This window comes from Nocardia aobensis NBRC 100429 (assembly GCF_000308375.1).
Lineage (GTDB): Bacteria > Actinomycetota > Actinomycetes > Mycobacteriales > Mycobacteriaceae > Nocardia > Nocardia aobensis.
Window position 1 is genome coordinate 1 of sequence record NZ_BAFQ01000181.1, and the last position, 12874, is coordinate 12874.

Sequence of the window (12874 nt, forward strand, 5' to 3'; positions counted from 1 at the left end):
CTCGCCGCATAGGCGAGCGCGACGTCGCGAGCGAGCGGCATCATGGACTGTCCGTCGGCGCAGATGTGGTGGACGCCGATCACCAGCACGTGATCCCGGTCGCCGAGGGCGAACAGTTCGGCGCGTACCGGCGCCTCCCGGGTGACGTCGAAGCCCGCGGACACCACCGCCGCCGCTCGCTCGAGGATCTGCCGTTCGTCGGCCGGGATCGCGATCAGCGCGGGCGCGACCTCGTCGGCGGCGATCACGACCTGGCAGGGGGCACCGTCGATCATCGGGAATCGGGTCCGCAGCGATTCGTGCCGGTCGACGACCAGCGCGCACGCCCGCCGCAACGCGTCGACATCGAGGTCGCCCCGCAGCCGGATCACCAGCGGGATGTTGTACGCGCCGACCGCGGTGTCGAAGCGGTTGAGGAACCACATCCGTTGCTGTGCGGGCGAGAGCGGGATCCGGTCCGGCCGGGTCCGCGCGACCGGCCGCACAGCGACGGCCCGGTCGGCCTCGGCAAGGCGCGCGGCCAGTTCGGCGACCGTCGGGGCGTCGAACAGGTCCCGGATTCCGACGTGCACACCCAGGGCCGCACGCACGCGGGCCACCGCTCGGGTGGCCGACAACGACGTGCCGCCGAGTTCGAAGAAGTTGTCGGTCGCACCGACGTCGGCGACGCCCAGGATGTCACCGAAGACGTCCGCGATGCGTTGTTCGGTGGCGGTGCCGGGGGCGATCCGGCGTCGCCGCACCGCGAAATCCGGTGTGGGCAGCGCCGATCGGTCCAGTTTGCCGGTCGCCGTCAGCGGCAGCTCGGCGATGCGCAGCACGACATCGGGCACCATGTGCGCGGGCAGACGGCGGCGGGCCGCGGCAGTGACCTCGTCCGGATCGATCTCGCCGTCGCCGACCAGATAGGCGGCGAGCCGCGGGGTGCCGCGCTCGTCGGCGCGCACCGCCACCGCCACCCGCTCGACGCCGGGGTATTCGGCCAGCACTGCCTCGATCTCGCCGAGTTCGATGCGCTGTCCGCGGATCTTGACCTGGAAATCGCGGCGGCCGAGATATTCCACCGCGTACTCCGGTGTCCAGCGGGCCAGGTCGCCGGTGCGGTACAGGCGAGAACCGGCCCGGCCGAACGGATTCGCGACGAACGCGGTCGCGGTCGCCGCGGGCCGGTTCGCGTAACCGCGAGCCAGTTGCGGGCCCGCCAGGTACAACTCCCCCGCGACGCCGACCGGCACCGGACGCAGCCACGGGTCGAGCACGACGGCCTCCATACCGCGAATCGGGCCGCCGACGGTCACCACCCCACCCGGCGCCAGTGCCGCACTGATGCCGGCGAAGATCGTGGTCTCGGTCGGTCCGTACCCGTTGAGCAGCCGCCGGCCCGGCGCCCACACCGCCACCAACTCCGGTGTCACCGCCTCCCCGCCCGCCACGAGTACGCGCAACGACTCCATACCGTCCGGGGACAGCGTGGCCAGCACGCTCGGGGTGAGGAAGGCGTGCGTTACCTGGTGTGCCCGAACAACTTCGGTCAGCTCTTCCCCGGCATAGGCGTCCGGTCCCGCGACGACCAGCACGGCGCCGCCGGTATGGGCCAGCAGTATTTCGAGGACCATCGCGTCGAAGCCCGGGCCCGCCGCGTGCAGCACCCGCGAGCCGGTGTCGATACCGAAACGGTCGCGCACCACCGCGGCGAGGTTCGCCAGCCCCTCGTGGGTGACCACGACCCCCTTCGGCACTCCGGTCGATCCCGAGGTGTAGATCACGTAGGCCGCGTCCGCGGTTCGCGGTGTGCGCACGCGTTCCGCGTCGGTGAGCGTGGCCGCCGATTGCGCGGCGATCGACGTCTCGGTCAGCGGGTCGTCGAGAATCAGCGGGAACACCGCATCGGATAGGAGATCCCGCACTTCCGAGACCGTGATCGCCACTCGCACAGCGGAATCCGCGAGCATGTGGACCACGCGGTCGGCCGGATTGCGCGGGTCGACGGGCAGGAACGCCGCACCCGTCTTGGCCGTCGCCCACAATCCGACGACGAGGTCCGCCGACCGGGGCATCACCAGCGCGACCTGGTCACCGGGACCGATCCCCTGCTCGATCAACGATCGCGCCAACCGGTTGGAGCGGGCGTCGAGTTCGGCGTAGGACATCGTCTGTTGTCCCGAAATCACCGCGGGCGCAGCAGGATTCAGCCACATGCCCGCGGCGAGCAACCGGTCCGCGCGTTGCGGCGCGACCGCGGCGCCCCCGGTGGCCGGGACCACGGCGTCGCGATCGGCCGGGTGCAGCAGATCCAGCGACATCAGCTGCGCGCCCGGGTTGTTCGTGATCGCGCGCAACACCCTCGCCAGCCGGTCGGCCAGACCCGACGCCGTCGCGTCGGTGATCCGGTCCTGCCGGTAGCGCAACCGGATGTGCAGCCGGTCGGTGTGGTGGGCCTGGACGGTGATGGGGTAGTGCGCGGCGTCGCGCCCGTCCGCCGCGACCACCCGCATGCCATCGATATCGGCGGCGCCCAGTCCGCTGCTGTCGACCGGATAGGACTCGAACACCACCAGCGTGTCGAACAGGGTCACCGCGTCGACCGCCGACAGTATCCGCGGCAGTTCGAGGTAGTGATGGTCGAGCAGGCGAGTGTTGCCGGCCTGCAGCCGGGTCAGGGACTGCTCGAGGGTGTCCTCACGGCGCACGTCGGCGACGACCGGAATCGTGTTGATGAACAGTCCGATCATCGACTCCACCCCGGTCAGGTCGGCGGGCCGGCCGGACACGGTACTGCCGAAGACGACCCGATCGCAGCCGAGCAGATTGCCCACGACCACCGCCCAGGCGAACTGGACGATCGTCGCCATCGTCACGGCGTGGGACCGCGCGAAGTCCGCCAACTCGGCGCTCACCTCACCGTCGATCTCCACCGGCAGATCGATCGGCATGGTCGCGGCCGCATCGGCATGCGGATCGGCAACCAGGGTCGGTCCAGTGACATCGCGCAGCGCGTCGCGCCACACCGCCTCGCTCGCCCCACGATCGCGGCGAGCCAGCCATTCCGGATAGTCGCGGTAGGCCACCGCATCCGGGAGCAGCTCGGGTTGTGCGTCCACCGCGTACAGGCCGATCAGTTCCCGCCACAGCAACGGCAGCGACCATCCGTCGAGCAGGAGGTGATGGGCGGTCAGGATCAGCCGGAAGTCGCCCGGTCCCACGGTGGCGAGCACGAATCGCAGCAGCGGCGGCTGCGCCGGATCGAAGAACGACGCCCGCTCGGCATCGAGCAGAGCCGAGGTTTCGGAGGCGGCGCCGGAGAGGACTACCTGCCGCCACGGCACTTCGACCGCCTCCGGAATCACCTGCACCGCAACACCTTCTGCGGTACGCGCGAACGCGGCCCGCAGATTCGGATGCCGGTCGAGCAGGGCTTGCGCGGCACGCAGGAACCGAGCCTCGTCGACCTCGCCGGAGAGGGTGAGCACGGATTGGGCGAGATAGACGTCGAGGTGGCCCGCGGCGATCTCGGCGTGGAAGAGCAGGCCGGCCTGCAGCGGCGCCAAGGGCCACACGTCGTCGAGGCGTCCGTAGCGGTGGGCGAACGCGTCGAGATCGGTGCGGGTCACGTCGACGAGGGGCACGTCGGCGCGGCTGAGCCCCCAGTCCCGGTCGGCGGCGGCCGCGACGGCGGTGAGCGCCTCGACCCATTCGCCGGTGAGGTCGGTGACCTCGTCGTGGTCGAGCAGCCGGGAGGCGTAGCCGACATATGCCGACAGTTGCGGTCCGGCGGCCGTGTCGAGCACGTTCACGTCGATGGTGAGCACCGCCGCCACCGGCATATCCGGCTCGAATGCCGCACGCTGGTCGAAGGTTTCGCCGGAGGGAACCCACGCCGGATCCGCCGGATCCATGCGATCGATGCCGGTGCGCCCGAGGTTGTTGTAGGCGATCTGCGGTTCCGGAAGATCGGCGAATCGCTGGGCGGTCGCGGGATTCAGGAAGCGCAGGAGACCGTAACCGATTCCCTTGTCGGGGATTTCACGCAACTGGTCCTTGACCGATTTCACGGCAGCAGGCACGTCGGCGGAGTCGGTCCCGTCGAGGTCGAGGACCACCGGATACCGGGTGGTGAACCAGCCGACCGTCCGCGACAGGTCCGCCCCTTCCACGATCCCTTCCTCGCGCCCGTGCCCCTCGACCATGACACTCGTTGTCGCACAGTCGATGCCACGACGGTCCCGCCAGCGTCGCACCGCCATGGCCAGCGCGGCCAGCAACGCATCGTCGACGGTGCCGTGGGCGGCCGCGGGCACCTCGCGAAGCAACGCCGAGGTCACGTCCACCGGGAGTGTGACGGTCAGGTGGCGCACCGTCGACTGGGTGTCCAGCGCGGGATCGGCATGCGCGCGTCCGAGCACCGGGTCCGGGATGGAACATATGTGCTGCCACAGTGGGAACTCCTCGGCGCGCGCCGCGGCGGCTTCGGCCAACGCGTCGGCCCAGCGCCGCATCGAGGTGCCGGGGGCGGCCGGCTCGACGGTCCGTCCGGCGATGATCCGCTGCCACACGGTGGCGAAGTCGGGCAGCAGAATGCGCCACGACACCGCGTCCACGCCCAGGTGATGGATCACGACGAGCGCGCGCGCCTCGGCGTCCACCTCCGGCTCCGGCAGCAGGCAGACGACGTGCACCATCGCCCCGGTCGCCGGGTCGAGCCGGTCGACCGCCCCGGCGTAGGCCGCCTCCACCACGGCGGTGAAGCCGGCCGAGCCGGGCCGTTCGCCGGCGCCGAAGGTGCGCACCGACACCGATCCGGCGGTCTCGGATGCACTCGGCGGCAACACATCCCAGAGTCCGGCCCGGAGCCGGGAGCGCAGCACGTCGTGGCGTTCCACGACCGCTCGAACGGTCGCACCCACGTCCTCGACCCGCGCGTCGCGCGGCAATCGCACGAGCATGGACTGGGCGAACCGCGCCGGCGTTCCGAGATGCTCGACGAACCAGGCCACGATCGGCGTGAGCGCGATCTCGCCCACTCCGCCGCCGGGCAGTTCCTCGAGCGCCGCCCGCGCCGGCGCCTGCGCGATCTGCGCCAGGCCGCGAACGGTCTTGTGCTCGAAGATGTCGCGCGCCGTCACACCGATCCCCACCGCCCGCAATCGCGACGCCAGCTGGATCGACATGATGGAATCGCCACCCAGCGCGAAGAAGGACGTGGTGGCGCCGACGCCGCTCACACCCAGCACATCGGTGAAGGCGGCCGCCACGGTGCGTTCGAGCTCGTCGGCGATGGCCGCCGCGCCCTCGGTCGCGGTGTCGAAGTCCGGTTCCGGCAACGCTTTCCGATCCACCTTGCCGGTCGAGGTGAGCGGCAACCGGTCCAGGACGGTGATCGTCGCCGGCACCATATGCGCGGGAAGAGTGGCCGCGAGCCGATCGAGGATCTCGCCCGGCGCTGCGGTCGCGGCGGAACCGAGGGTGACATACGCCGCGAGCACGGTCCGCCCGCCGGGGCCGGTGCGGGTCACGGTGACCGCGGTGGTGACGGCCGGATGAGCGAGCAAGGCGGCATCGATTTCGCCCAACTCGACCCGCTGGCCCCGGATCTTGACCTGAAAATCGAGCCGGCCGACGTACCGCAGCGTGGCCTGCTCGGTCCAGCGCACGATATCGCCGGTGCGGTACATCCGGCTTCCGGGCGATCCGTACGGGTTCGCCACGAACGACGCCGCCGTGACGGCCGGGCGATTCAGATATCCGCGTGCCAGTGCGGACCCGGCGAGGTACAGCTCCCCCGGCACGCCGATCGGCACCGGACGCAGCCGCGCGTCCAGCACCACCGCCTCCGCGCCGCGGATCGGCCCGCCGATGGTGAGGACTTCCTGCGGAGCCACCGGATCGCTGATCGTGATCACGATCGTCGTCTCGGTCGGGCCGTAGATGTGATGCAGCCGCCGCCCGGCCGCCCAGGCCGCGAGCAGATCGGGTGCCACCTTCTCGCCACCGACCGCGAGCACCCGCACCGACTCGACCTCGGCGGGCGACATCGTCGCCAGCACACTCGGCGTCAGGAACGCATGCGTCACCCGATGCGCAGCGATCAGCGCGGCCAGGTCCGCGCCGCCGACCACCTCCGGCGGCGCCACCACGAGCGCCGCGCCGGCGGCGTGCGCCATCAGCGCTTCGAGCAGGACGGCGTCGAAGGCCGGTGACGCGACCTGCACGATGCGCGAGGCGCGCTCGACTCGGTAGCGGTCGCGCTGCTCGTCCGCGAAGGCGGCGAGCCCCTCGTGGGTGACCATCACCCCCTTCGGCGTCCCGGTCGAGCCGGACGTGTAGATCACATAGGCCACATCCCGAAGACGCGGTGCGCGTGGACGTTTCACCGCGATCTCGCCCGGAGCACGGGGGTCGTCGAGCGTCAGCCAGCGCACATCGCCGGGCAGCGCGGCGCGCGCGGCGGTCGTCGTGATGCCGAGGCCCGCGGCGGAGTCGTGCAGCAGATAGGCGATCCGCTCCGGCGGATAGCGCAGGTCCAGCGGCACGAAGGTGGCGCCGGTCTTCACGATCGCCCACATGGCGATGTGATAGTCCGCCGAGCGCGGCACGGCCAGCGCCGCGCAGACACCCGGTTTCGCGCCTGCCGAAAAGAGCTGGGCGGCAAGCTCTTCCGCTTGAGCGTCGAGCTCTCGGTAGGTGAGAGTGCGAGTACCGTCGATCAGCGCGATCGCCTCGGGAGCGGTGGCCACCGTCGTGGCGAGCAGCTCCGGAAGCAGCCGCGGTGCGGGTGCGGTGCCGCCCCGCGCCGGCACCAGCCCCTCGGCCTCGTCGGCGTCGAGCAGCGCGATGTCCCCCACCGGCCGGTCCGGATCGCGGACCACGGCGTCGAGTACGCGAACGAACCGGTCCGCCAGCGCGCGGGCGGTGGACTCGACGAAAAGATCGGTGGCGTAGATGATTTCGCCGTCCATTCCGGTGGCTCCGACACGGCCGGGATCGTCGGTCAGCAGGACGGTGAGATCGGTTTTGGCTTGGGCGACACCGGGATCGACCAGTTCCACCTCGACGCCGGGCAGCCGGAATCGGTCCGCCGGGGCGTTCTGCAATCCGAACAACACCTGATACAGCGGCGTATAGGCCGTGGACCTGGGCCGGTCGAGCAGATCGACCAGCCGCTCGTAGGGCAGATCGGCGTGCGCGAGCGCCTCGAGATCGATGCCGCGCACCTGCGCGACGAGCTCGGCGAACGACACGTCGTCGCGGACGGGTGTGCGCAGCACGACGGTGTTGACGAACATGCCGACCAGATCGTCCAACGCCGCCGTCCCGCGCCCCGCCACGGGAGTGCCGATCGAGATGTCGCCGGTGTGCGCGGTGCGCGCCAGCACGAGCGCCAGCGCGGAATGCAGCACGACGAAGACGGTGACGCCCTCGCGGCGGGCCAGCTCCACGATCGCGTGGTGCAGCGGCGCCGGTATGCCGAATCGCACACTGCCACCGGTCATCGACATGGTCGCGGGCCGTGGCCGGTCGGCCGGCAGGTCCAGCAGCTCCGGCGCGTCGGCCAGAGCCGCCGTCCAGTAGGCGGCCTGGCGCGCCGTCATCGATTCCGGATCGTCCTCGGCGCCGAGTACGTCTCGCTGCCACAGCGTGTAGTCGGCGTACTGGACCGGCAGCGGTTGCCCTTGCGGTGCTTCGCCTTTCACGCGCGCCGCGTAGGAGGTGAAGATGTCGCGGGCCAGCGGCGCCATCGACGAGCCGTCGGCGGCGATGTGATGGACGACCAGCACCAGCATGTGCTGCGCGGGCCCGGTGCGATACACCCGCGCGCGCACCGGTACCTCGGCCGAGACGTCGAAGCCTGCCGCGACTGTCTGCCGGATTCGCTCCGGCAGCGTGTCCTCGTCGACCGGCTCCGCGTCCGGTGCCAGTTGCGCGGTCACCGCGGCCACATCCCGCACCACCTGGCAGGGCTCACCGGCCACCGTGGGATAGACGGTGCGCAGGGGTTCGTGCCGGCCCACGACGTCCTCGAACGCCGCGCGCAGGGCGCGCAGATCCAGTGCACCGGTCAACCGTGCCGCGAAGCCGATGTTGTAGGCCGCCGAGCCGGGATCGAACTGGTTGATGAACCACAGCCGTCGCTGTGCCGCCGCCAGCGGAACCGTGGCCGGGCGCGGCCGCGGCGCGAGCGGGATCAGCGACGACGGCGCGCGCTGGGTGAGAAGAGCCGCCAGTCCGGCGATCGTCGGCTCCTCGAAGATGTCCCGGATCCCCACCCGCACCCCGAGCGCCGCCTCGGCGCGCGCGGCCAGCCGGGCGGCCGAGAGTGAGTCGACGCCGAGTTCGAACAGGTTCGCCGCGACGCTCACCCGCTCCCCGCCGGTGATCGCGGCGACGATATCGGTCAGTGCCGCTTCGTGATCGGTACGCGCCGGCACGAATTCCGCCGTGTCGTCGAACCCCGGCTGCGGAAGCGCGGCACGGTCGAGTTTGCCGTTCGCGGTGAGCGGCATCCGGTCGAGCACCTCGACGCGCCCCGGAACCAGATACGACGGCAGCAGCCGCGCGAGGCGGTCCCGGATCGCCCGCCCGTCGATGACCGCGCCGGGCCTGAGCGTCACATACGCCACGATGCGCTCCGCGGTCGCGACCGCGGCCGCGTGCGCGACCTCCGGGACCGCGCACGCCGCCGCCTCGATATCCCCCGGCTCGACGCGCTGGCCGTGAACCTTCACCTGGAAATCGCTGCGGCCCAGGAAGTCCAGTTCGCCGGATCTGGTCCAGCGCACCAGATCGCCGGTGCGGTACAGCCGCTCGCCCGGAGCCCCGAACGGATGCGCGACGAAGGCCGCGCAGGTCACGTCGGCACGGCCGTGATAGCCGCGCGCCACTTGCACACCGGAGACGTACAGGTCGCCGACGACGCCGACCGGCACCGCGCGCAGCCTCCGGTCCAATACGTACACCCGCATCCCGGAGACCGGCGCGCCGATCGGGACCGTCGCGGGCACCGTCGCACCGGGCAGGCAGCGCGCGGAGGTCACCACCTCCGCTTCGGCCGGGCCGTACCAGTTCACCACCTCCGCCGCGGTGAACACCCGCGCCGCGGCGTCGACGGTGGACTGCGCCAGCGCCTCACCGGCGACGAATACCCTTCGTACCGAGGGAAATTCGGAATCTCCGACGGTTTCGAGGAGAACGTCGAGCATCGACGGGACGAAATGCACGGTGCTGATCTCCCGGTTCGCGATGCAGTCCGCGAGATAGGCCGGGTCGCGATGCCCGTCGGGTTCGGCGATCACGATCCGCGCGCCGGTCTGCAGCGGCCAGAACAGCTCCCACACCGCGATATCGAAGGTGACGGGGGTCTTGTACAGGACCGTATCGCCGGCGCCGTGCGGCCACTGCCGCTGCGCCCAGGCCAGCTGACTCGCGGTGGCGGCGTGGGTCAGCGCCACCCCCTTGGGCACGCCGGTGGAGCCGGAGGTGAACAGGACGTAGGCCACGTTGTCCGGCCGCAGCGGCGCGAGCCGGTGCGCATCGGTGATCGCGTCGCCGGACAGTGCGGACAGGTCCAGCCGGTCGAGATCCACGCGCGCACATTCCGGCGGGAGGCCGTCGCCGTCGGCCGAGGTCGTGAGTACCAGGAGCGGGTGTGCCGCGTCCAGCACGTCGGCGATGCGCCGGCTCGGCTGCTGCGGATCGATCGGGACGAAGGCCGCACCCGACTCCAGCACCGCGTACAACGCCGTCACGAGGTCGACGGAGCGCCGAACCGCGACGGCCACAGTCGTTTCCGTGCGCGCACCGCGCGCGATCAGCCATCGGGCCAGCCGGTGGACACGGTCGGCGAAGTCCCGGTAGGTCAGCGCGTCGCCGTCGGCGGGCAGGATCGCCGGAGCGTGCGGGGTGCGGCGCACCTGTTCGCCGAAGCCGTCCATCAGGGTTCGCCCCACCGACATCGGGTCGCCGGTGTCGTTCCAGCGTTTGAGCACCAGCTGCCGTTCGGCGGCATCGAGCAGGTCGAGCTCACCGAGCGGTGCGTCGGCGTCGGTCGTGAGCCCGTCGAGCAGGCGGACGAACCGGTCCGCGAACCGCTGTGCCGACTCCGCGTCGAACAGGTCGGTCGCGTAGGTCAGCCGCAGCGTCATCCCGGCCGGCTCACCGCCGGGACCGTGCTCCTCCGTCACCATGAAGAGCAGGTCGTAGATCGCGGAACTGTCACCGGGATCGATGGTTTCGACGGTGAGCTCAGGAAGTTCCACACGCGCCCGCACCATGTTCTGATAGGCGAGCATCACCTGGAACAGCGGCGAGTGCGCCGTCGAGCGGGCGGGACGCAACGCGTCGACCAGTTGCTCGAACGGCACGGTCGCGTGGTCGAAGGCCTCGATATCGTTGCGGCGCACCGCGTCCACCAATCCGGTGAACGTCTGATCGAGCGTGACGCGCGTGCGCAGCACCAAGGTGTTGACGAACATGCCGACCAGGTCGTCGAGCACCCGGTGGCCACGGCCGGCATGCGGTACGCCGACGGTGACGTCGTCGCTGCCGGACAGCCCCGACAGCAGCACCGCGAGCGCCGTGTGCACCACCATGAAGGTCGTGGCTCGCGCGCGCTGGGCCAGCGATTCGATCCGGCTCTGCAGGTCCGCCGGAATGTCGGCGTGGATCAGCGCGCCGCGATGGCTCTGATCGACCGGGCGCGGCCGGGCGGCGGGCAGTTCGAGCAGCTCGGGTATGCCGGCCAGTCGCGTTCGCCAGTAGGCGATATCGCGGGCCACGGGCGATTCCGGATCGTCGGGCGAGCCGAGCACCGCGCGTTGCCACAGGGCGTAATCGGCGAACTGCACCGGCAGCGGCGGACGATCCGACGGGTGCGCGCCGGCCCGCGCCCGATACGCCGCCACGAGATCGGCGGCCAGCGGTGCCACCGAATAGCCGTCGCAACTGATGTGGTGCACCGCTATCGCGACCACCCGGACGGTGTCCGACAACTGATACAGCGAGACACGCACCGGCACCGCCTCGGACACGTCGAATCCGGTGGTCGACAGCGCGGCCAACCGGTCGGCCAGCTCATGCTCCTCGATTCGCTGCGGTGTCAGATCCCAGTCCGCGACGACGGCGGCCGCGTCCAGCACCACTTGCGTGGGCACGCCGTCGACCGCCGGGTACACGGTGCGCAGACTCTCGTGCCGTTCGACCACGTCGCCGACGGCTGCCGCGAGCGCGTCCGCATCGAGGCGGCCTTCGATCCGAACCGCCAGCGGCACAATGTATCCCGGCGAACGAGGGTCGTACTGGTTGAGGAACCACATCCGGGTCTGCGCCGTCGACAAAGGCAGACGATCCGGTCGCGGTCCGGGCGCCGGGGCGGGCAGCGCGGGCACACCCCGCAGCCGGGTGATGCGCTCGGCGAGTTCGGCGACCGTCGGCGCTTCGAAGATCATCCGCACCGGCACGGACGCATCGAGTGTGGCGCCGATCCGGCTCAGCGCGCGCGTGGCGACGAGCGAATTGCCGCCCAGATCGAAGAAGTCGTCGTCCGCGCCCACGACCGGCACGCCGAGCAGTTCGGCGAAGACCTCGGCGACGGTCTGTTCCACGATCCCCTGGGGCGCACGGTATTCCGTCCGCCCGCTCGAGTCCGGAACCGGCAGGGCCCGGTAGTCGATCTTCCCGTTCGCCGTGAGCGGCACCCCGTCGATCCGGATGACGGCGGACGGCACCATATAGGCCGGCAGGCGTTCCAGCAGCAGGCGCCGAATCTTCTTGGTGTCCGCGGTTTCCGGTGCGACCACGTAGGCGATCAGCCGTTGCTCGCCCCGGCCCGCGTAGACGCGCGCCACCGCCGCACTCACCTCGTCCTGCGCGAGCAGTGCCGCCTCGATATCGCCCGGTTCGATGCGCAGTCCGCGGATCTTGACCTGATCGTCGGCGCGACCGACGTAGCTCAGGACGCCGCCCTTCGCCCAGCGAACCAGATCACCGGTCCGGTACATACGCGACCCGGGTGCGCTGCCGAAAGGATCGGCGACGAAGGTCGCGGCGGTCAGATCCCGGCGCCGGTGATAGCCGCGAGCAAGCTGGACACCGCTCAGATACAACTCCCCCGTCACCCCCGCCGGTACCGGATGCAGGCGCGAATCCAGCACGTGGACCACGACATTCGGCTCCGGCGTACCGATCGGCACGGTGCCGCCGTCGATACCGTCGACGTGGTAGGCGGTGACGCTGACCGCGGCCTCGGTCGGCCCGTACAGGTTGTCCAGACGCGCGTCGCTGAGTTCACGGAAGCGGCGCACGGTGTCGGCCGGCAGCGTTTCGCCGATGCACAGCACGCGCCGCAGATCGGGGAAGCGGTGACCGGCCGCCGTATCCTCGAACGCCGAGAGCAGCGACGGCACGAAATCGGCCGTGGTGACGTGATGATCGGCGATCAGCCGCGCGACCGCCTCCGGGTCGGCGCCCGCGCCCGGGCCGGCGATCACCAACTCGGCGCCACAGGTCAAGGCGCAGAACAGTTCCCACACCGACAGGTCGAAGGTGACCGGGGTCCGCAACAGCATGACGTCGTCACCGAGCCGGTAGTGCTCGCGCAACCAGCGCAGCTGATTGACCACCGCGGCATGCGATACCGCCACGCCCTTGGGCACCCCGGTCGAGCCGGAGGTGTAGATGACATATGCCAGATTCTCCGGTCGCAGCGGCCCGAGCCGGTCGCGGTCGGTCACCGGCGCGGCGTCGGGCGAGCGGCCGCCGAGTTCGGCGAAGTCCCAGACCGGGATGTCGCTGGGCAGGTTCGCCTCGTCGGCTCGGCGGGTGAGTACCGCGCGGGGCCGTGCCGCGCCGAACACGGCGCGCACCCGATCGAGTGGATGTT

The 12874-nt window shown here is 70.9% G+C and carries 1 protein-coding gene; it reads right to left on the minus strand.

Annotation, left to right across the window (positions count from 1 at the left end; genetic code table 11):
- Positions 1 to 12857, minus strand: a 12857-nt coding sequence (locus tag RJ03_RS23645; protein WP_245552370.1) for a non-ribosomal peptide synthetase, incomplete at its 3' end; no start/stop codon positions are given.
- Between the last annotated feature and the right edge of the window lie 17 nt (positions 12858 to 12874).